Origin of the sequence: Actinomycetospora atypica, assembly GCF_042653685.1 — a bacterium.
Lineage (GTDB): Bacteria > Actinomycetota > Actinomycetes > Mycobacteriales > Pseudonocardiaceae > Actinomycetospora > Actinomycetospora atypica.
The window spans coordinates 57,583-78,347 of the sequence record NZ_JBHSIV010000014.1 but is presented as its reverse complement, the minus strand read 5'-3'; the positions used below and the strand labels follow the sequence as shown (position 1 = coordinate 78,347).

Here is a 20,765-nt window from a genome sequence, read left to right as displayed (position 1 = left end):
CCCATTGCACCATCACCGTGCACCGCCGTCGATGCGGAGGAGAAGAGGAACTTCGTTCCGGTCCGCTCCCGTTGGCCGGACCCGGAGGATGCCCCACACCCCTTCCGTGACCGCCCACCGAAAGGCGCCGCTGCGGTAGGCGTGATCACCCGCGTGCGTGGGCTGCAGCACCAGGTCGCGCACGAAGCCCGCCGTCAATCCCGACAGCGACCCGACCCACGGCCCCTTCGGCACCCAGGGCGCAAACTCCCAGGCCAGGCCGTGCACCGTCCACGTGTGGTTGCGGGGCTTGTCGCAGCCGCCGACGAGGCGGAGCCACAGCTCGTCGTCGACGGTGGCGGACCAGATCGGGGTGGCCGGCTCGGACACCGCGAGCATCCGCCGCGCATGCACCATGGCCGACCGGTAGTTGATCCCCTTCTGCCCGGCGTCCTCCGGATCGCCCTCGGCGAGGTCCCGCAGCGGCTCCTCCGGGTGACCACCGCGGTAGAGCCTGAGGCCGTCCTGGACGATGAGGACCTGCTCGTTGGACGGTCCTTCCGGCCGCTCCACGAGCGCGTGCGCGCCGGTCCAGCGGTCCGGTTCAGCATCCGGGGGCTCGACGACCAGCGCGCCCACGAGCCCGTGATGGCGGTGGTTGCGGACGTCGGCCATGTCCTGCAGGTGGCAGACCTGACCCTGGCCACGGTCGGCGAGCAGGGGGTCGGCGTACCACCAGTACTCGACCCAGTTGTTCCGGTCGTGAGCGGCGGAATGCCCCTCGCGCCGTGCGACGCCGTCGGCTCCCTCGGCAGCATGGCCGCCGTGCTCGCCCGGGGACTCCCCGAGCGGACGGATCGTGCCGTCGTGATTCAGGCCGACCCAGGCGCCGTCCGAGGACACCGCGTCGTAGCGCACGAGGCCGGCATGCAGGGACACGCGGGGTGAGACGAGACGGTCGACCTCGAGCGGCACCTCCGGCGGGTGCGGTTCCGGCCCGAATCGGGGAAGCGCGGGATCGACGTCGCCCGGGGCCAGCGAGAACGGGGTGGTGACGAGCTCGTTGATCAGGACGACGCGCACCCACTCCCCGGCCCGCGCGCGCAGCACCAGCGGCTCGACAGGACCGTCGTCGATATCGACGGCACGGATGCGACCCGTGGGATGTTCGTCGACGTCGAGGTCGGGCTTCCAATCCCGGGCGACCTGGTAGCGGAGCCCGTAGGGATCGGTCGCCGAGTCGTCGTACTCGATCTCCTGGCGCCTGGCCACCACGACGTACGTCCGCACGCCGTCGTAGGCGCCGGGCGGGAGCGGCCCGACCTGCGGGATCTCCGCCTCGCGAGCACGCGGCCGGTCAGGGGTCGCACGATCGCCGCGCACCTGTGCCCAGTCGCGGCCTGGCAACGGAGGCAGCGCCGGGTCGGGCTCCTCTCCCGGGGTATGCACGCGGACGAGCCCCCAGCAGCCGAGCCAGGTGTCGTCGAGCGCGGCGAATCGCCAGAGGTGATCGCCCGGGCCGTACCTGCTGTCCTCCCGGTTGACGTCCAGGGTGAAGGCCTCGGAGATCCCGAGGGTCTGCTGGTCGACGAGGCGCGACTTCCGGTTGCGCCACTCCTGGCGCCACCGCAGCCCGTGGGTGACGAAGCTGTGCTGCTCCTCGTGCGAGCCCTGGAGCAGCCGGATTCGCAGCCGATCGCCGGGGTAGGCGTGGACGATCGGGGTGTCGGGGTCCCCGCCGATCCCCTCGGGTTCCTCGTCGGGCCGCGGAACCCGGCTGGCGAACCACGCCGAGGGGTCGTCGCCACGCTCCCGCAGCGGGGCGTTGCGGTAGTTGACGCCCATGACGCCGGGATCGTCGGCCGAGCCGAGGAGCGCGGGCGGGTTGAGCGGCACGCGATCGCGGTCGTAGAGCGGGACGAAGTCGCCGATCGCCAGGCACGCCTCGCGGTAGGACTCCGTCCCGTCCCTGTCGATGACAGCCTGGGCGCCCACCCAGGCGTCCGCGGTGCGGTCCGGGGTCTTGTAGGTCGAGCCGTGGGGTTCGGCGATCAGCGCTGCGAACAGCCCACGCTTCTGCCGGAAGTTGGCGAGCAGGTGGTCGTGGAAGAAGCAGGGCCCGAACTCCTCGTCGACCACCCACCGGTGCAACGAGACGTTGCGCGCCTGCTCACCCGGCCGGTTCGGTCCGACCATCCCCGGGGAGCTGGCTCCCGACAGGTAGTTCCAACCGGTCGAGGACCCGTCGGCAGCGAGGACGTCGAACTTCACCAGGTGGACGTGCAGCCCACATTCGACCGGCGGGGCGGCGAGGTCGAAGTGGTCGGGCCGCACCGTGCCGAGCTGGTTGTGCAGGCGCAACTCGACGACGTCGCCGTGGTTGGCCCGGACGTAGAACGGCTCGGTCTCGGGGGCGTCCGCCTCGGGCAGCTCGGCGCGGACGGGCCCCTGCCCGGGCTCGGTCACCGTCAGACTGAGCAACTCGTACCGGTGACCGTGCGGGTCGTGCCAGCCGTGCGAGTTGTACTCGACCGGCCCCTCGCGGACGACGACGTCCATCGACAGGAGACGTGGCTCCACGCCGGTCCACCCAGCGACGTGTCCGTCGAGGTCCACGAACAGGGCTCCCGGGCGAGGGTTCGCGACGAAGGCCGCCGCCTCGAGATGCGAGTGGGCCGGCATCCCGAGCAGCGAACGGCGCCCGGCCCTGACGTCATCGGAGATGGCCGGCGGCGGCGGCGCCTTGCGCGGCACCGTGGCGTCGACGAACCACGGGAAGCCGGGATGCCCGGCGTCGGGGTCCTGCGGCGTGCGCCCGGGCAGCGGCTTCAGCCCGGGGCACGGCGTGCCGTCCGGGTAGGCGCGCTCGCCATCGACGAGGCGATCGAAGCTGCGCCACAGCCCCCACATGCCGTGATGGAAGTGGGGATAGAGGTGGCAGTGCCAGATGATGTCGCCCGGGGCGTGCTGGCGACTCCCGGAGCCGTAGAGCGGATCAACCGTGACGGCCGTCTGCGGGCCGATGGTGATGGCGTCGAGGAGCTGCGAGTCCGGGTCCTCGGCGACGGCGCGCCACTGGTGGACGTGCAGGTGGTAGACGTGCGTCTCCTGCACCCCGGCGTGCACGACCCGTACCCGCACCGGGTCGCCCGCGTAGGCCCGCTGGATCGGGGTGACCGGGTCGCCGAAGAGCCACGAGCTGTGGTGCTGCTCCTCCCCCGCCACGATCTCGAGCCAACGGCCGTCCTTCGCGCGAGCGGTGGTGAACACCTCGCCGAGGTCCTGGTCGAGCTCGACACCGACGGCGGAGAAGTCGACCGGGTCGTTCGGGACCGGGCGAGCGGCGGTCTCCTCCGCGAGCCGGCGCATCCGGTGCGGGAGCCGGTTCGGCATCGGCTCGGCCCGGTAGTTCAGCGGCATCGTCGAGTGCTTCCCGACGAGGTGCAGCGCGCTGTGGATCTCGGGTTCGTCGTGGATGAACACGGTGAACTCGCGGTGGGACTCCGTCGGCCCCGTCCGTGGGAACTCCGTGAAGGGCTCGGTCGGCGCGCCATCGATGTGGATGTCGACGTCGGCGCCGCCCTTCCAGACGCTCTCCGTGAGATCGGCGCCGTCCTCCGGGTCGTGCCAGTGGGCGCCGCCGGGCTCGACGATGAGCGCTCCGAACAACCCGTGGATGTTCGTCCCCTGCTCGCTGCCCCGGACGTCCCCCAGATCGTTGATCACCCAGACACCCTGACGAGAACACGTCCACTTCAGGGTCAGGTCGTCCTCGGGTTTCCTCGGCTCGGGCTCGGCCAGTGTCGGGAGGTTCTTCCCCACCTGCGCACCGTCGTCGTCCTCGACGGCTATGCCGTCGCCCTGCACATGGAGGCCGACCCGGCGGCCCCGGAGTTCGTTGTGAAGCGTCACCTCGAGCTCGTCGCCCTGGTGGGCCCGCAGCACCAGAGGTCGGACGACGGGTACCGGCCGCAGCGGGTTGACGCGGTCGAGCGGCGGGGCCTGGGAGCCCCTCTCGCGCACCGACCGGTCCTGGTGGTCGTTCAGCAGCAGCCGCTTCACGCGACGCTCCTCGAGGCCGGAGTCGCCGATCAGGGTCGGTAGGTCCTCGGCGAACTTCTGGTCGACGGCGGCCAGGTCCCGCTCGATCGCCGCGTCGAGGCCGGGCAGCGCCACGCGCCACACGGCGGCCAGCTGCGAGCGTTCCTGCGTGCTCACCGGCATCTCGTCGACCTGGCCGGCGGTCAGCTCACGCAGCGCGAGGAGCACCTCGGCGACGGTCATCCGGTAGTTCTGCCGCACCGCGAGCCAGTCGGGGTCGGCGTGCGGCTCGGCCTCGCCGTCCTCGTCGATCACCGACCGGACGGCCTCGAGGGTCCGCTCGTTCAGCAGGTCACGGTCCGGCGCGGGCTTCCCGCGCAGGAGCTTGACCATCTCTTCGTAGCGCCACAGGCCGTCGACGACGATCTGCGCTAGCTGGCGACGTCGGTGGAGTCGCGGCAGGCGCTCGTCGTTCTCCCTCCAGCGTGCGCGCACCCATCGCAGGAGGTGCGCATGGGCGGACGGCGCGTACAGCATTCCGTCCCGGTCGTGGTCGCCGTCGTCGGTGTAGACGATCGGCATCTGCAGGGCGACGAGCTCGACCGTGCGCATGGGATCTCCAGGGGTCAGACGACGAGGACGCCGGGGGGCAGGAGCCCGGCGAGGGCGGCGGTCCCGAGCGCGAGGGTCAGGAACCCGGCCGGGCGTACGAGCCGTCGGCCGTGGGGCAGCAGACGTTGCGCGGCCATGACGACGGCGAGGACGACCATCACGGGCAGGGCCGCCACCGCGACGGCGAGCGAGATGGCCATGAGCGCCCAGCAGCAGCCGACACAGGTGAGGCCGTAGGACGCGGACAGGCCGGCCGTCTCCGCCCACGCCGGGCGGCGGCCGCGCCAGTACCGCAGGGCCGTGCTGCGCGGCGAGCGACAGGCCGTCAGGCAGCGTTGTGCCAGCGGCGAGAGCTGGTAGAGGCCGGCGGCCACGAGTACGACGGCGGCCGCGGCGCCGGGCTGCGCGCCGAGCCACGGGACACCCCGCAGCGCGGCGTCGAGGCCGAGGAGCACGGCGCCCGCCACGGTCCAGATCGCCACGAACGTCGTGCCGGCGATGCTCACGAGGAACACCGGACGGCCTCGGCCGGTGGCCAGTCCGGCCACGGTGGCGAGCAGGGGCAGGGCGGGCGGCAGCATCATCGCGACGACCATCACGACCCAGGCCAGCAGAACGGGCCCGACCTCCGGGGTGGCCGCGCCGTGCTGCATGTGCTCCGTCATCGGGTCCGGTACAGCAGACGATCCGTGGTGCTCGAGCAATCCCGGCCAGGCCAGCCCGACCCATGCGAGCGCCGCCAGGACCAGGACCGTGACGGCGAGAGGACGGAGATCGGCCGCCGTTCGAACAGCGGGAGGTGCCGACGTCATCAGCCGCGGCCGTTTCCGGCGGCGACCTTCTCGCCGGCCCTGACCGCAGGGCGCCGAGGATGCGCGTACCCGAACCGTCCGCGCATCCCCGAGCGACCCGTGACCTGGACGAATCCACCTGGGAGTTCGCCGACCCTGACGGTGAGCCCCTCACCCGCCTGGGCCGTCACGCCGGCGCTCTCGGCCGGCTCCTCGGGGACGCCGAGTTCCGGCGACAGAGCGGTGGCCTGCAGGACGAGGGGTCGGGTCGCGTCCTCGAACACGCGTGGGGTCCCGCTGGCACGTACCGCGGACGAGCCGCCGTCGCGGACCACCTCCACCGACCACCGGGCTCGGCGCTCCGTGATCGTGATCCGGGCTTGTTCCTCGGCGATCACCTCGCCCGACACGGTGGCCAGCCCGGCCAGCGGGCCGCTCAGGCGGCCCGCGAAGGCCTGGCGGAGCGCTTTGAACTGCTTCTTCGATGCCTCCTCGTCGACGAAGAGCACGGTGGCGGTTCCGGTCACACGCCGATTGCCGACGTGGGTGGAAACGCTCACGACCGTGCAGCCCGAGACGTCGACTCCGTCGATCTCGGAACCGGGGTCGAGCACCCACGCGATGAGCCCGGTGCAATGACCTTCGTCCGGATCGTCGTCGACCCAGCAGGGGCAGACGGTGTAGCAGTCACAGGCCTCGATGAAACTGCCCTCGAGCCGATATCCGGGCACGACGAATCACCTTTCGTCCGACGACGTACGGAAATGCGACATCGAGGCGGACGACGAGGCCTTCTCGGGATCGACGACACAGATGCCCTGCTCAGGGCATGGATCGACCCACGAACGAACCCCCCTCCGCGCCGCGACCGGTCGGCGGTTCGAATCAACCGCCCGGCGCGCGGGACGCGCAGGAAAGGTCTACCAATTGGAATTCAACATCGGCAGGTGTTCCACCCGAAGAGCGCAAATCGGAACTTGGTCGTTGAACCTGCAGTGGCGGCTCGAACGCACTCCGTGCCGAGAACCGGGAGCGCCCTGCTCATCGGCCACCGAGGATCGGGCCGTCGTGCGTGCCGAGTGCCGCCCGCTCCGATCGTGCGGCGCGGGTCCGAGGACGACCACCACTGCCACCCCCGCCGGCCACTGCCGACGTCCGAGCCACGACCGGGTCCTCAGGACCCGGTTCCGCCGGGTTCGTGCGCATCGGCCACCCTGACCGGCGGTCCGAGTGGCGCCTCTCGGTCACCTGACGAGCGAGGGGCGCCACTCGCTCGTCGAGCCGGGCATCCCGGCGGACCTGGTGCTCACGTCGCCCCGCTCATCGTCGTGCCGCCCGGAACCCGAGCACGACGACCATCGCCACCTCGGCCAGCGACAGCACCCGCTCGATCAGCCCCAGCGGCACCGCGCGGTACCAGGGCGTGGCCAGGACCGGGTTCAGCAGGATCGCCCCGATGATCGGGACGAACGAGGCGAGCGCGACGACCGCGCACGCCGTGACCCAGCGGGCCCACCGCTCGCCCCGGTGCCGCCGCGCGACGAGCAGCCCCGCCGTCGGCAGGGCGAGGAAGGCGGCCAGGCTCGCGTAGCGGTGGATCGAACCCGAGAGGCTCGGCCCGACCGACCAGTTCGTCTTCTCGAACACCACGACCAGCACCAGCCCGACGCACCAGACGCCGAGGAGCACCACGGCCGCCGAGCGGAGCGGGAGGACCCCGCGGAGGACGAGCGCCGCCGTCACCGCCACGGTCGCCGCGACGAGGCCGAGCACGGCGACGTCGAACAGCCAGCCACCGGGGCCGACCGCGTACTCGCTGATCGTGCGGCGTACCGGGTCGTGGCGGGACCAGGGGGCGACCAGGTGCATGGCCCCGACGACGGCGACGACCCCCAGCGCGACCACCGAGCCGGCGGTCGCGAGGGCGGCCGGGCGGACCCGGGAGCGGGAGGGCGCGATGGTCACGGGACCAGCATGACCGGCGACCTCGTCAGCCCACCGTCAACCGGAGCACCACCCGCTCGCGCGGGGACGCCCCGCGGCGGCGGAAGGTGCGCTCGGCCAGCTGCAGCAGCCGGATGCCCCCGAACTCCCAGCCGTACTTCGCCTTGAGCAGCGTCTCGGCGTCCTCCACGGCGCCCGGCGAGTCGTCGACGACGGCGGTCGCCCGCACGGTCGGCGTGCCCTCGGCGACGTGGCCGCGGCGGTCGCAGGCCCGGAGCTCGACGGCGGCGTCGCGGCGCAGCCGCTTGACCTTGCCGCTCTCGCCCCCGGTGTAGACGACGAGGCCGTCGCCGTCGCGCGCCACCCACACCGGGGTCGACACCGGGTCGCCGGAGCGGCGGAAGGTCGTGAGGGAGACGAAGCGTTCGTCGCCGAGGGTCACGAGCGAGGCAGTCACGTCATCGTCGATACCCGTTCACCTGCGCCGGAGGGGTCGGCGTCGAGCCAGGTCACAGGGCGGGGTGGATCACACCCGCCTGCCCACACGCGACCGTCACAGGAACGGCATGCGCTGGTCACGGGGCGCGGTTCCTCCGCTGCGCCGCGTGCGGCACCCTCAGCCCCATGAACTCCCGGGGGAACGGCACGACGACCGCGGCGAAGCCCCGGGTCGTGATCATCGGCAGCGGCTTCGCCGGGTACCACACGGCCAAGTCGCTGGCGAAGCGCACGAAGGGCGAGATCGAGATCGTCGTCGTGAGCCCCACCAACTACTTCCTCTACCTGCCCCTGCTGCCCGAGGTGGCCGGCGGCATCCTCGAGCCGCGGCGGATCGCGGTGGCGCTCTCGGACACCCTGCCGCCGTGCGTGCGCCACGCCCCCGGCGAGGTCGACTCGATCGACCTCGAGGCCCGCGAGATCGGGTGGCTCGACCCGGAGGGCGTGGGGCACAAGACGTCCTACGACAAGCTCGTCCTGGCGGCGGGCAGCGTGCACAAGGTGATGCCGATCCCCGGCGTCAACGAGTACGCGGTCGGGTTCCGCGGGGTGCCGGAGGCCTTCTACCTGCGCGACCACCTCGTCCGCCAGATCGACCTGGCCGCGATGGGCGAGGACGACGACGAGGTGACGGCCCGGTGCACCTTCGTGGTGGTGGGCGCCGGCTACACCGGGACCGAGGTCGCCGCGCAGGGCCAGCTGTTCACGCGCGCGCTCGCCCGCAGCCGGGGGCTCGACCCCGACCTCATGCGCTGGGTGCTCGTCAGCCGCGGGAAGGTGCTCGCCGGGCTCGACGAGCACCTCTCCAAGACCGCCGACAAGGTGCTGCGCCAGCGCGGGGTCGAGGTGCACACCGACACGACGATGGAGGAGGCCGACGCCGAGGGCGTGCAGCTCTCGTCGGGCGAGCGGATCCCCACCCGCACCCTCCTGTGGTGCGTCGGGGTGCGCGCCGACCCGCTGATCGAGAACCTCCCCATCGAGATCGACGGGGGTCGGGTGGTCGTCGAGCCGACGCTGCAGGTGCCGGGCCACCCGGAGCTCTACGCGTGCGGGGACGTGGCCGCGGTCCCCGACCCGAGCCGGCCCGGCGAGTCGACGGCCATGACCGCCCAGCACGCCGTGCGCCAGGGGGTGCTCGCCGGGCGGAACATCGCCGCTTCGCTCGGGTACGGGAGCGTGCGCGGGTACCGCCACCGCGACCTCGGCTTCGTCGTCGACCTCGGCGGCTTCCAGGCGGCTGCCGCGCCCCTGCACATCCCGCTCACGGGGTTCCCCGCGAAGGTCGTCACCCGCGGCTACCACCTCGCGGCGATGCCGGGGAACCGGCTGCGCACCGCCGTCGACTGGGTCCTCGAGGCGGTGCAGCCGCGCCAGAGCGCCCAGCTCGGCCTCGTCCGGTCCCCGGCGATCCCGCTCGACACCGCCTCCCCCGAGGTGCCGCAGCACAACCTGGGCTTCCCCCACGCCGCCCCGGAGCGGACGCAGGCCGGGGCCGGGGCCTCGGATGGCTCGGGCTGACGCCCGGCGGTGGTGGTCGCGCTCCCGCCCCGCCGAGCCGCGCGCGACCGGGCCGTGGTGGGTGGAGCGGGGCGAGCGGTGGGCGCTGCGACCGGGCAGCCCCGACGACCCGCGTCCCGCGGTGGCCGAGTGCGACGCCGCGGGCAGCCTGACGGTGCGGACGGCGGACGGCCGGCTCCGGGCCCGGGTGGTCGGCGACCCGTCCCGGGCCGTCGGCGACACCGAGCGCCGGTGGCGGGAGGCCCTCGGCGCCCGGGTCGACGACTCGCTGCGGGTGGTCGACCCCCGGGGATCGGTGATCGCCTCGCTGCGGCCGCTCCCCGCCGGGGGCGACGGTCGCGCCGTCGTCGACCCGTTCCCCCGGACCGCGCAGGGGCGGCGGGCGTCCGCGGAGATCGACGATGCAGAAATCGCCCGGATGCGCGCATCCGGCCCCTGGCTCGTGCGCAGTGGAATGAAGGAGGCCTCGTCGAATGCGAGGGTCGGCGAACTCGTCGATCACGAAAGTCGGACCTTGATGAGGGAATCGTTCTCCCCGCCCGACGACCGGACGTCGGCGAATGGCCGACCGACCACCTGGGCCATTCATCTCGAGTGTGCTTCACTACCCGTGAGCTGGGCGTTCGCCGTCCTGGTCGCCGCCGAGATCCTCCGGTCCCGGGCAATAGGAACCGACTCCCCGGTATGTTAGGTACCCCGAGTCCCGCGGAGCGCGACTCTCTTGTCGCGCCCCCCTCCGGCGTGCAATAGTCCCGGCTCGTAGCCGGGCAGCAACGTCTCCCCCCGACGAAATCCGGGTCTACCCCCCAGACCCGGAGGTGTGCTGCCCGGCTACACACCTGTTCCGGTGGAGGTCGGGCCCCCGCGTCGTCGGCCCCGCCGCCGGAGAGGGCCCGGGCAGGACGACGCCGGCCGGCCCCGAGCCACCCAGGAACTCCTCCCGGGCGTGGTATCCACGGAGGACGGGCACCCCGGCCCACGAGTACCGCTCGTTCCCCGATCCGATCCCCCCGTGAGGTGCAGCAGATGCCCCTGATCCGTCGCGTGGCCACGCTCGGCGCCGCCGTGGCCGCGGCCCGGCAGTACGCCCGGCAGAACCCCGACAAGGTGAACCGGTACGCCGACCAGGCCGCCTCGTTCATCGACCAGCGCACCAACGGCCGGTTCCGCAAGCAGCTCGACGGTGTCCTGCGGCAGGTCCGCAAGGAGACCTCGGTGCCGGGCCGGAGCACCGGGCCCAGCCAGGCCGGCCAGTACGGCCCGCAGCAGACCCGGAACGACCCGTACGACTCCGGCCCCCGCCGCTACCCGAGCGAGCGCACCGACCGCTGAGCGGTCGTCAGTGGCGCAGTGACACCAGCTGCTCGGTGAACCCGCCGATGCGGTGCACCGGATCCACGAGGTGGACCTCGAGGATCCAGTGACACCGCCGGCCGGCGGCGTCGGTCGCGGAGTGCATCGGGGTGTCGTTGCCCGGCGTGATGTAGGAGTGCAGGCGCTCGGCGTCGATCAGGTCGTGCGGGAACTCCCCCACCAGGTGACCGCAGTGCGGGCCGCCGAACTGCCACCCGTGCTCGGCGGCGAGCTCGCACACCCGGGCGTAGACCTGCTCCCCGGTGACGTCCGGGTGCTCCTCGAACCAGGCGCGACCGGCCTCCCAGACCACCGGGAGGTCGGCGGCCAGGCGGTGCTTGCGGTCGTCGTCGCCCAGCACGAACGTCCGGCCGATGTCGGCCTCCCACTCGGCGAACACCGGGCCGAGGTCGACGAAGACGATGTCGTCGTCGCCGATCCGGCGGTCCGGCGGGTTCTCGAGGTAGGGCTGCAGGGTGTTCTCCCCGGAGCGCACCACCCGCTTGTGCCAGTGGCGCGAGGTCCCGAACATCTCCGCGCCCAGGTCGCGCACCGCGCGGCTCACCTCGGACTCCCACGCCCCCGGCACGACGAGGCCCCGCCGCCCGATCTCGGCGAACAGCTCCTCCGCGCGCTCCTCGGCCCGGATCAGCTCCCGGGCCCGGGTGTCCTCGTCCACGGTCGTCGCCATGCCCCGATCCTGCCCCGTCCGGCCCGGAACCGCGCCCGACGACGGTGGTGGGAGCGCTACCGTCGTCGACCGTGCAGCCCGCCGACATCGCCCGCCTCGTCACCCCGGGCGACCCCCGGGTCTCCCCCGACGGCCGCCGCGTCGCGTTCGTCGTCACCCGGGTCGACCTCGACGCCGACCGGTACCGCAGCGGCATCTGGCTGGTCCCCGCCGACGGCACCGGACCGCCGCGGGCCCTGACCGCGGGCGCGGAGAACGACGCGCACCCGCGTGGTCGCCGGACGGGAGGCGCCTCGCGTTCACGCGGTCGACGCCGGGACCCGACCCGCGGCACCGGCTGGTGCTCCTGCCCGTCGACGGCCCCGGAGAGCCCGTGACGCTCGTCGAGCGCGACGAGGCGATCGGCGAGCTCGTCTGGTCCCCCGACGGCACCGCCCTCGCCTTCACCTCGCGGGAGCGCCGCCCCGACGCCGTGCCCTTCACCGTCCCGGCCGGCCCGGCGGGCTCCCGGCCACCGCGGCGCATCGACCGGCTGATGCCGAAGCTCGACGGCGAGGGCTGGATCGTCGACCGGCCGCGCGCGCTGTTCGTCGTCGCCACCGATAGCCCCTCGCCCGCCCGTCCGGTCGCCCACCACCGCCACGACGTCTCCGGCCCCGCCTGGTCACCCGACGGGCGCACGCTCGTGCTCGACGGTGCGCGACGAGCCCGACGCCGACCTCACGATGGTCGCCGCACTGCACGTCGTCGACCTCGACGACGGCGACCTGCGGGCCCTCCCCGGCCCGGCCGGGGCCGTCTCCCTGAGCCACCCGTCGTTCTCCCCCGACGGGACCCGGATCGCCGCTCTCGCCGAGGACGTGGCCCTCGCGCCGTCGCTCGGGCGCGTGGTGGTCGTCGGGGCCGACGGCGGTGAGCCGACCGTGCTGACCGACGACCTCGACCGGCAGGCCGCCCCGTTCGTCGGGGTCCGCCCGCCGATCTGGAGCGGCGAGCACCTGGTGTTCGCCGTCGAGGACCACGGGACCCAGCCGCTCTACCGCGTCCCCGCCTCGGGCGGCGCGCCCGAGCCCCTGCTCGGCGGGACCCGCGCGATCGTCGCCCACGACCAGGCCGGTGGCACGCTCGCCGTCGTCTGCACCTCGCCCACCGAGCGCCCGGAGCTCTCCGTGGTCCGCGACGGCCGGGAGACGCGGCTGACCTCGTTCTCGGCCGCCTTCCACCGCGACCTCCCGGCCGGCACCCCGGAGCACCTGCGCGTGCCGTCGCCCGGCGGCGGCGAGATCGACGCGTGGCTGCTGCGCCCCGCGGCGGGAGCCGACGACCGCGTCCCCCTGCTGCTCTCGGTGCACGGCGGCCCGATGACCCAGTACCCGACCGCGTGGTTCGACGAGTTCGCCCTCTGGTCCGCCGCGGGCTACGCCGTGCTCTGGTGCAACCCCCACGGCTCGACCGGCGACACCGAGGAGTTCCTGCGCTCGATCCGGCCGCCGGAGTCCGCGGAGGTGCCGGGCACGGGCTGGGGCGGGGTCGACGCCGACGACGTCCTCGCCGCCCTCGACGCCGCCCTGGCCCACGACCCGTCGCTCGACCCCGCCCGCGTCGGCCTGCTCGGCGGCTCCTACGGCGGGTTCATGACGACGTGGCTGGTCGCGCACTCCGACCGCTTCGCCGCCGCGTGCTCCGAGCGCGCCGCGAACAACATCCTGTCCCTGGAGTGGGGCGGGTCCGACCTCGCCGGGCACTTCCGCTTCGAGATGGGCGGGCTCAGCCACCTCGAGGCACCGGAGATGTACCGGCGGCTGTCGCCGGTGTCCCACGCCGAGGGCATCCGCACCCCGATGCTGATCCTGCACTCGGAGAACGACCTGCGGTGCCCGCCCGAGCAGGCCGACCAGCTCTACCTCGCGCTGCGGCTGCTGGGCCGCGACGTCGAGTACTGGCGCTTCCCCGACGAGGGTCACGAACTGTCCCGTTCGGGCTCCCCGTGGCACCGGATCCAGCGGGCCGAGATCATCCTCGACTTCTTCGGGCGGAAGCTCCGCCCCGTCTGACGGCCGTCAGGCGACCGCCGTGGCGGAGGCCGCGACCGGCCGGTCCGCCAGCGCCCGGGCCACCGCGCGCTGGATCTCGGCCGACGTCAGCTGGGCGACGTGGTTGCCGGCGACCACGACGTTGTCGGCGTACGGGTCGTGGCTCGAATGCCACGGCACGGCGCCGTCGGTGCGGCTGTAGATGCTCGTGAAGCCGATCTCCGCCGGCCACGGCGCCCGCAGCGTGTCGCGGAACCCGGCGCAGCACCGCCCGACGAAGCACCCCAGCCCGAGGAGCCCCGGGACGCCCGCGGTGCCCGCCGCGGCGAGCGACCAGGCGATGGCGGCCATCGGCGGGGTCAGCCCGTCGCGGTCGAACGGCGTGCCGATCGTGATCAGCTGGCTCACGAGCTCGGGCGCCGCGGTGCCGATCGCCCGGCCGAACTGGCCACCGCGGCTGTGCCCGACGATCCGGACCGGCTCACCGGTCTCGTCGGCGATCCTCTCGACGCGGCGGACCAGCGAGTCGACGGTGCGCTGGGCGCAGCCCATCCCGGCGCCGAGCGTGTAGGGCGTGACGTCGTAGCCGATGCGGGTGAGCCAGCGGCTCATCGGCGCGAGGCACGGCGTGGTCTCCCCCAGACCGCCGAGCAGCACGACGTGCCCGCGGCCCGGGTGCGTCACCGTCTCGGTCTCGGCGACCGACCGGTAGGCGAGGGCGGTGAGGCCGATCGCCGTGCGGCCGGCGTACGTCAGCCCCGTTCCGACCATGGCGTTCCACCCCGGTGGGCTCCACCTCATCGTGACCCTCCAGGATCGACAACGGCCGTAGGCGGAGTTACCCCGGTCACGTCCCCGGCAACCGCAGCGCGTGCAGCGTGCCCCGGACGAGGTCGTCGTCGCCGGTGTCGAGGCCGTGGGTCACCGCGTAGCAGGGCGCGACGTCGCGCCAGGCCGCGGCGCGTCGTCGCAGTTCAGGCGTGCTGCCGTAGGCCTCCTGTGCCGCTCGGGCCACTGCTGCTCCCGCCCCGTGCAGCGGCCACAGCAGGTCCTTCGCCGGGTCGCCCGCCCGGGCGTCGCCCCAGTCGATCACCCCGGTGATGCCGTCGCCGTCCGCGAGCACGTGGTCGGCGGAGAGGTCGCCGTGCACGACGACCGTCGCGGGCGCGTCGCGCAGTACGTCCAGCCGCCCCGCCAGCCATGTCCGCTCCGGGCTCCCGAGCAGCGGGAGCACCTCGTCGTCGAAACGGGCCCAGGACGCGTCGCGCATGGCGAGCGTGCGATCGGGGCCGGGCAGCCCCCGGGCCACGGCCTCGTCGAGGTCGACCGCGTGCAGGGCGCGCAGGAAGGCGCCGATCGTCGCCCCGAGCCCGGGCGCCGCGTCGGGCACCGGGCGCCCGGGCAGGTAGCGGTGGCGCGTCACCAGCGGATCGGTCCCGACGACGACCGGGGCGGGCACCGGCAGCGGGAGCTGCGGCGCGAGCCACGGGAGCAGCGTCGTCTCGGTCCGCAGCCAGGGCTCGACGTCGGGGCGGCGGGCCGTGCGCTCCACCCAGACGCCGTCGACCAGCACGGCGTCGCAGTCCCAGCCGGAGCCGAGGTACTCGCGGGTGGTCATCCTCGAGCAGGCAGCGGATAGGGCGAGGGGCTGGCCGGTGTGAGGGTGGGCCCGCATCGCCACTGCGTCTGAGCCTCCGGGCGAAGGTACCGCTGCTCGACGGCCCGGTACGCCTGCTGCGCCCACTGCCTGGTCACGGCGACACGGCCAGGATCGATGATCGCATCGCGACGCACCCAGGTACCGCTTCCTGGTTCGGGCGCGAAGAGCACGACGTAGTCCCGCTGGAACCGGTCGTCGCTCAGAAGCCCCGAGGCTACGGCGCCGCCCCACGCACGAGCACTCTTGATGAAGGTCGGGCGGACCTCGTCGAAGACATAATTCTTGAGCCCAGCGGCGTCCCCATCGTGCCACGCTGCGGCGATGCGGCGGTCCGTCAGACCGGACAGATCGATGAACCGCATCCGACTTGACAGTGCGGTCCCACCGCCGTCGACGGCCAGGAGCGATCCGCCCCTAACGCCGAGAATGTCCGCATACGCGTCGATTCGCTGGCCAACCGACTGAGCGACGAAGCACATCGGAGCAGTCGTGTCGTTGCGGAACGCGACCGCCTCCCGCGCGAAACCCGCGAGGGAGATGAGCACGACGACGATCCCACCGCCGAGGATCAGTCGGCGACGTCGGTCGGGGGCAACGTCGAGAACGCCTTCGAGCGCGAGCGTGCCAACGAGTGCGCTCAGAGCCCACACCGGAGTCGCGAACCGGTACTGCCCCATCCAGTCAGGTTGGAGAACCGCGTAGGCGAGAACGGCCAGCCCAAGTGGTACCAGCAGGACGACAACGGCCGTCCTCTGAGGGGAGCGTGCCCGCAGGATGAGAACCAAGAGCACGACGAGCGTCGCGAAGGCAAGCCAACCACCGTAGAGGACCAGTTCCCCCGGGCGACTCACCGCGAGCGGGGTGGGCAGTCCCTGTTGCTTCGCACGAGCCGTCGTCGGCAGCCAGTCGCCAAAGGTGTCCAATCTCCAGATGCCATAGAGGCCCACCGGCAGGGAGAACGCAGCGATCCCATGACCGATGGATCGCCCGACCGAGCCACTGCCCCCGCGCCCGGCGGAGCCATTGCCGAGGCGCCCGGCGAAGGCCAAGGCGACCACGGGGTGCGCGACGACGTAGACGATTCCGTCCGGCCGTGTGAGTGCCGCGGCGGCGGAGAGCAGCCCGCACAGAATCGCGACCTGGCGTCGACCGAGCCGCCCCCCGACAGCCGCTCGGACGAGCACCGTGGCGAGCGAGACGACGATGAGCGCGAAGAGCGAATTCTCGAGGCCGCTCGTCGACCAGATGACGAAAGAGGGGACGAGGGCCGTGGCGCTGCCCGCCACGGACGCAACCAGTACCGGTCGAGACGAGACAGCGCGTGCGAGAACGAACATCGCGCCGAACATGGCGACGCCGCACAACACCGCGACGAACTTCGGGAAGACAACGAGGTCCGAGAGCCCGAAGATCGTTCCGTGGTCGAACAACCCGACGAGGCGACCGAAGGTCATCAGCGCGAGCCACGTGGGGTTCGACCACCCCTCGACCGGCGACGCACCAGGCTGGATGACGGGCCCCCAACCCTCGGAGAGGGATCTCGCGTAGGCGAAGGTGAGGCCGGCGTCGTCCTCGATCCACTCCCCGTACCAGGCCGTGTGCGCTATGAGGATCGCACTCGGGATCCCGAGCGCTGCCACCACGCCACTGACACTCATGCCCGGGCCATCGGCGCGGACTGCCGATCGCGACCCGTCATCGACGTCGGACACAGCGTCCGGCTGCTTGACCGCCGGCCCTCTCGACTCCACTGTCACCGGTCCTTCCGTTCTCGCCCTCGGGCGATGGGAGGTCCCCCGGATGGCCGTGGCAGTCTGACACTCGGCATGACCTAGCCAACACATGAGCGTGGGCCGCCATGTGGATCGTCGATGACGAGCGTCGGGGTGGTATCGGATGGCGAGCACAGGGACGGATGTGTCCGGCCGTCCGGAGTCGACAGAGGAAACGGGGGTCGATGTCGTCCGTGACACCTCCCGCGTCGAGACCAACCTGGGGTTGGCGACGACACGCAGAGGCCGGCTCGCCGTCAGCGCGTTCCTCATCGTCCTTCTCGGCACGGTCCTCGTTGCCAACATGCCCAAGTCGGTTGTGAAGGCTTCGATCGCTCCCTGGACTCAGCCGGTGCTCGTGGGGCTCGGGTTCGAGCAGAACTGGGGAGTGTTCTCCCCGGACCCTCGGATGGACACCTCAGAGGTCATCGCACGTGTTCGCTATGTCGACGGCGGGACGATGGACCGGACGATCGAGGCGGATCCGTGGATCGGGGAGTACCGCGACTACCGCTGGCGCAAGTACGAGGAGCAGCTGTGGGCGAGCCGCGACGGCACGAGGGCCTTTCTCCCCTACGCCAGGTGGCTCACGTCCGACGACACGGCGGCCGGGCGCCACGTGCGTGAAGTCGAGATCATCAGAAGGACGAGGCCGTCGTTGCCTCCGGGTCCGGGGCCGGACTACGGCCCCTGGCAGGACCTCGTGCTCGGCAAGGTGACCGGAGCGGCCCGATGAGCAGCCCACTACGACAGCTCTCCCGCGGTTGGGACAGCTTCTGGTTCACCCCGATGTCGACCGCCCCACTCGCCGTCCTCCGCATCGTCTTCGGTCTCGTCAGCACGGCCTGGCTCATCTCGTTGGGCCCCGACCTGTTCACGTTCTTCGGCCCGAGCGGCCTCATGCCTACGCCGCCAGCGCTCGGTCCGGGCGGTTGGACCCTGCTGACCCTCCTGAACTCCGCGGCCGGAATCCTGCTCGTGTGGCTTGTCGCCCTCGTCGCGGCCGTCGCACTGACCGTCGGACTCCAGACCCGGCTCGCCGCCGTCGTCGTGTTCGTGGCGATCACTTCCTTCGAGCGGCGCAACGGCATGGTCTTCAACGGGGGAGACGGCCTTCTGCGTAACCTCGCCCTCCTCGTCGCTCTCTCGCCGGCCGGTGCGGCGCTCTCCTGGGACAGATGGCGCTCCGCGCCTGACCGGTTCTGGGAGAGTCCTCTTCACGCTTCCTGGGCTCTGCGACTCATCCAGATCCAGGTGAGCGTCGTCTACCTCTCGACGGTCTGGGCCAAGCTGCAGGGGCGTACGTGGGGAGACGGGCTGGCCACGACGTTCGCGCTGCGCATCGGCGATATTCAGCGGATCCCGACGCCGTCCTTCCTCACCGACTCCCAGGTCCTCACGGAGCTGATGACCTTTGGGACCCTCGGGGTCGAGTTCGCGATCGGAGTACTGGTGTGGAACCGAGCAGCCCGACCGTGGGTCCTGTCTCTCGGTGTCCTGTTCCACCTCACCATCGAGCTGTCGATGATGGTCGGCTTCTTCTCGATCGCGATGGTCACCGCCTACATCGCCTTCCTGTCTCCTCGCCGGGCCGAGCGCATCGTTCGGGTCGTTCGCAGCCGTGCCGAGGACTGGAGGCGGCGCCGTTACCAAAACGTAACGAAACCGGGCCCGACCGCAGGCGTTGACCCAGTAACGGAGGTCTCGGGGGACGCGACAAGCGAGGTACCCCGAGTTACACCGAACGGCGCGTCAGGGTCATGAGAGGGATGTAATGAACAACGGACCGCGGTCGGGCTTCGCCCGCCGCCTGCTGGTGCTCACGACCGGCGTACTCCTCGCGGGTTTCATGGCGGCCTCGCCGGCGCTCGCTCAGGACGGCACGGCGGGCACCGACCTCACGAGCACGGACCTCACGAGCACCGACCTCACGAGCACCGACCTCACGAGCACCGACCTCACGAGCACGGACCTCACGAGCACCGACCTCACGTCGGACCTCACGGCCACCGACCTCACGAGCACCGACCTCACGAGCACGCTGATTCCGACGACGACCCCGAGCTCGACCAGCTCGACGAGTTCCGCCAACACTGTGGTCATCTACAGCGGCTACCCGTTCCCGGTGTACGGCGACTTCGGCCACCGCTACTACGGCAAGTACCGCGACAGTGGTTGCGGTTGCGACCGGTACGCGTCGCCGTCCTACACGCCCCAGACCGTCACCGCCACGCAGGTGTCGAACGTGCCCAAGGGCGGGGTCGACACGGGGGACGGTTCGTTCCAGTGATCCTGGAGCGCTTCGGGAGGCCTAGCTCGTGAGCGAGTCGTCCGTCGAGACCCCCCCGAACCGCGGGCCTTCGCGCAGCGACGGGATCACTACGAAGATCGGGATCGGTCTCGTCGTGGTCCTCGCGCTCGTGGCTCTCGTGGCGGCGGCCACGTCGGGAGGGTCGAGCAAGGGCGAGTACACGCTTCTCGCGTCGTCGAAGCCCACCTCGGTCAGCGTCCCGTCGATCGGGGCCGAGTCCTCGCTCATCGCACTCGGCCAGAAGCAGGACGGCTCCCTCGAGGTGCCTCCTCTGTCCAATCCGATGCAGGCCTCCTGGTACGACAAGAGCCCGACTCCGGGAGAGATCGGGCCGTCAGTCGTCCTCGGGCACGTCAACGGAGGCGGCAAGCCCGGGATCTTCTATCGCCTGAAGGACGTGAAGGCTGGCGATCAGGTTCTGGTGAACCGGGAGGACGGTCAGACTGCCGTCTTCACGGTGTCCCAGATCGACACTGTGCCGAAGGCGGCCTTCCCTCCCGAGGTGTACGCCGACACTCCTGACTCGCAGCTCCGCCTCATTACGTGCGGTGGGGTCTTCGACCCGGCCGCGAAGAGCTACGAGGCGAACATCATCGTCTACGCGAACCTCACCGAGGTCCGCAAGACCTAGTCCGACCCTTGCCGAACGGCCGTCGCCCCACCCGGGGGTGGCGGCCGTTCGTCGTTCCGAGTCGCATCAAACCCGGCTGATCAGCAGCACGTCAGGCAGCCCGACGTGACGGGTGGACTGCCCCAGGTACTGATGATCGTGCGGGGCGCGACCCGTCAGATTTCCGAGCGACGCTCCACCAGCGTCTTCGCCACGTCGCGCAGCTTGATGTTGAGCTCCTGCGAGGTGCGGCGGAGCACGTCGAACGCGGCCGCGCTGTCGTAGCCCCGGCGCTCCATGAGGATGCCCTTGGCCTGGCCGATGACGTCGCGGGAGTCGACCGCCTCGCGCAGCTGGGCCATCTGCAGTTCCGCGGCGGAGCGGGCCCGGACCCCCGCGATCGCGGTCGCGGCGTAGGACGCGAGGACGAGCGCATGGTCGCGGTCGGCGGTGTCGAGGCCACCGGGAGTGCGCGACCAGCAGTTCAGGGCGCCGAAGCGCGGCGTCTCGCCGCCCGGGAACATGCCGGTCGCGATCACCGACGCCACCCCGAGCGAGGCGGCCGCGGGGCCGAAGCGCGGGTAGTTCGGGTCGGTGGCGAGGTCGGAGGAGTCGGCCACGCCGAGGCCCGTGGTGTGGGTCGCGACGATGCTCGGGCCCTCGTCGTGGGTCAGCTGGAGCTCGTCGGCCGAACCGGCCAGGGCGTCGGACGCCGCGACGGTGGAGAAGACGTCGTCGTCGGCGCGCAGCACCACCGAGGCGCAGTCGGCGCCCTCGACCACGTGGCACGTGGCGAGGACGACCCGCTCGACGACGCCGAGCACCCCGGCCCCGGCCGGCATCGCCTCGAGGGCCGTCGCGAGCTCGACGAAGCTCTTCGCGAGCACGCGGCTGTCCCGCTCGCTCATGGCCTCATCGACCGACATCGTCACCCACGTCTCGCTCGCCT

Annotated in this window: 19 protein-coding genes; 9 read left to right on the top strand and 10 right to left on the bottom strand. The window is 72.1% G+C overall.

Going from position 1 to position 20,765, the window contains the following annotated elements; all coding sequences use genetic code 11:
* Positions 1–12: 12 nt before the first annotated feature.
* The 5 genes from ACFPBZ_RS15015 to ACFPBZ_RS14995 all read right to left on the bottom strand — a co-directional run bounded on the left by ACFPBZ_RS15015 (position 13) and on the right by ACFPBZ_RS14995 (position 7,824).
* The gene (locus tag ACFPBZ_RS15015; RefSeq protein ID WP_378036877.1) at positions 13–4,632 is read right to left on the bottom strand and encodes a multicopper oxidase domain-containing protein; all 4,620 of its coding nucleotides are present in this window, start codon (positions 4,630–4,632) and stop codon (positions 13–15) included.
* 14 nt (positions 4,633–4,646) lie between these two features.
* Positions 4,647–5,297 (bottom strand): DUF2182 domain-containing protein, encoded by a 651-nt coding sequence (locus tag ACFPBZ_RS15010; protein WP_378036876.1) that lies wholly within the window; start codon positions 5,295–5,297, stop codon positions 4,647–4,649.
* Between the two features lie 146 nt (positions 5,298–5,443).
* Entirely contained in the window at positions 5,444–6,154 is a 711-nt protein-coding gene (locus ACFPBZ_RS15005) for a DUF1326 domain-containing protein (RefSeq protein WP_378036875.1), read from the bottom strand.
* Positions 6,155–6,743: 589 nt separating this feature from the next.
* On the bottom strand, positions 6,744–7,388 hold the full coding sequence (locus ACFPBZ_RS15000) for a DUF998 domain-containing protein (protein WP_378036874.1): 645 nt from the start codon (positions 7,386–7,388) through the stop codon (positions 6,744–6,746).
* A 25-nt stretch (positions 7,389–7,413) separates the two neighbouring features.
* Positions 7,414–7,824 (bottom strand): PPOX class F420-dependent oxidoreductase, encoded by a 411-nt coding sequence (locus tag ACFPBZ_RS14995; protein WP_378036873.1) that lies wholly within the window; start codon positions 7,822–7,824, stop codon positions 7,414–7,416.
* A 167-nt stretch (positions 7,825–7,991) separates the two neighbouring features.
* Here ACFPBZ_RS14995 and ACFPBZ_RS14990 point away from each other — a divergent pair, with 167 nt between their 5' ends.
* From ACFPBZ_RS14990 to ACFPBZ_RS14980, 3 genes are all read left to right on the top strand, one after another.
* A complete protein-coding gene (locus ACFPBZ_RS14990; RefSeq protein WP_378036872.1) occupies positions 7,992–9,386 on the top strand; it encodes an NAD(P)/FAD-dependent oxidoreductase in 1,395 nt (464 codons plus the stop codon).
* Positions 9,373–10,077, top strand: coding sequence for a hypothetical protein (locus tag ACFPBZ_RS14985; protein WP_378036871.1), 705 nt, complete (start codon positions 9,373–9,375; stop codon positions 10,075–10,077). Before ACFPBZ_RS14990 ends, ACFPBZ_RS14985 begins: the two co-directional genes overlap by 14 nt.
* Positions 10,078–10,412: 335 nt before the next feature.
* Positions 10,413–10,718: an antitoxin gene (locus ACFPBZ_RS14980; RefSeq protein ID WP_378036870.1), complete on the top strand. Its 306-nt coding sequence runs from the start codon at positions 10,413–10,415 to the stop codon at positions 10,716–10,718.
* Positions 10,719–10,725: 7 nt separating this feature from the next.
* Here the strand turns inward: ACFPBZ_RS14980 and ACFPBZ_RS14975 are convergent, their stop codons facing one another.
* The gene (locus ACFPBZ_RS14975) at positions 10,726–11,430 is read right to left on the bottom strand and encodes a M24 family metallopeptidase (protein WP_378036869.1); all 705 of its coding nucleotides are present in this window, start codon (positions 11,428–11,430) and stop codon (positions 10,726–10,728) included.
* A gap of 71 nt (positions 11,431–11,501) precedes the next feature.
* Here ACFPBZ_RS14975 and ACFPBZ_RS14970 point away from each other — a divergent pair, with 71 nt between their 5' ends.
* The gene (locus ACFPBZ_RS14970; RefSeq protein WP_378036868.1) at positions 11,502–11,807 is read left to right on the top strand and encodes a TolB-like translocation protein; all 306 of its coding nucleotides are present in this window, start codon (positions 11,502–11,504) and stop codon (positions 11,805–11,807) included.
* Positions 11,808–12,125: 318 nt separating this feature from the next.
* On the top strand, positions 12,126–13,484 hold the full coding sequence (locus ACFPBZ_RS14965; protein ID WP_378036867.1) for a S9 family peptidase: 1,359 nt from the start codon (positions 12,126–12,128) through the stop codon (positions 13,482–13,484).
* Positions 13,485–13,490: 6 nt separating this feature from the next.
* On the opposite strand, the gene ACFPBZ_RS14960 is transcribed toward ACFPBZ_RS14965, so the two are convergent.
* The 3 genes from ACFPBZ_RS14960 to ACFPBZ_RS14950 form a co-directional block, all read right to left on the bottom strand.
* Complete coding sequence (locus ACFPBZ_RS14960) at positions 13,491–14,234, bottom strand: esterase/lipase family protein (RefSeq protein WP_378036866.1); 744 nt, start codon at positions 14,232–14,234, stop codon at positions 13,491–13,493.
* A gap of 76 nt (positions 14,235–14,310) precedes the next feature.
* Positions 14,311–15,081 carry a phosphotransferase gene (locus ACFPBZ_RS14955; protein ID WP_378036865.1) on the bottom strand — a complete coding sequence of 257 codons (771 nt, stop codon included), beginning with the start codon at positions 15,079–15,081 and terminating at the stop codon, positions 14,311–14,313.
* Positions 15,078–16,835: a glycosyltransferase family protein gene (locus ACFPBZ_RS14950; protein WP_378036864.1), complete on the bottom strand. Its 1,758-nt coding sequence runs from the start codon at positions 16,833–16,835 to the stop codon at positions 15,078–15,080. The genes ACFPBZ_RS14955 and ACFPBZ_RS14950 overlap by 4 nt, the downstream gene beginning before the upstream one ends.
* A gap of 184 nt (positions 16,836–17,019) precedes the next feature.
* Here ACFPBZ_RS14950 and ACFPBZ_RS14945 point away from each other — a divergent pair, with 184 nt between their 5' ends.
* The 4 genes from ACFPBZ_RS14945 to ACFPBZ_RS14930 are packed head-to-tail and all read left to right on the top strand — an operon-like array spanning position 17,020 to position 19,837.
* Complete coding sequence (locus tag ACFPBZ_RS14945) at positions 17,020–17,631, top strand: hypothetical protein (protein ID WP_378036863.1); 612 nt, start codon at positions 17,020–17,022, stop codon at positions 17,629–17,631.
* Positions 17,628–18,659 carry an HTTM domain-containing protein gene (locus ACFPBZ_RS14940; protein WP_378036862.1) on the top strand — a complete coding sequence of 344 codons (1,032 nt, stop codon included), beginning with the start codon at positions 17,628–17,630 and terminating at the stop codon, positions 18,657–18,659. The genes ACFPBZ_RS14945 and ACFPBZ_RS14940 overlap by 4 nt, the downstream gene beginning before the upstream one ends.
* A 10-nt stretch (positions 18,660–18,669) precedes the next feature.
* Positions 18,670–19,185: a pentapeptide repeat-containing protein gene (locus ACFPBZ_RS14935; RefSeq protein ID WP_378036861.1), complete on the top strand. Its 516-nt coding sequence runs from the start codon at positions 18,670–18,672 to the stop codon at positions 19,183–19,185.
* Between the two features lie 28 nt (positions 19,186–19,213).
* Entirely contained in the window at positions 19,214–19,837 is a 624-nt protein-coding gene (locus ACFPBZ_RS14930) for a class F sortase (RefSeq protein ID WP_378036860.1), read from the top strand.
* 155 nt (positions 19,838–19,992) lie between these two features.
* On the opposite strand, the gene ACFPBZ_RS14925 is transcribed toward ACFPBZ_RS14930, so the two are convergent.
* Entirely contained in the window at positions 19,993–20,742 is a 750-nt protein-coding gene (locus ACFPBZ_RS14925; RefSeq protein WP_378036859.1) for an ANTAR domain-containing protein, read from the bottom strand.
* Positions 20,743–20,765 lie beyond the last annotated feature (23 nt).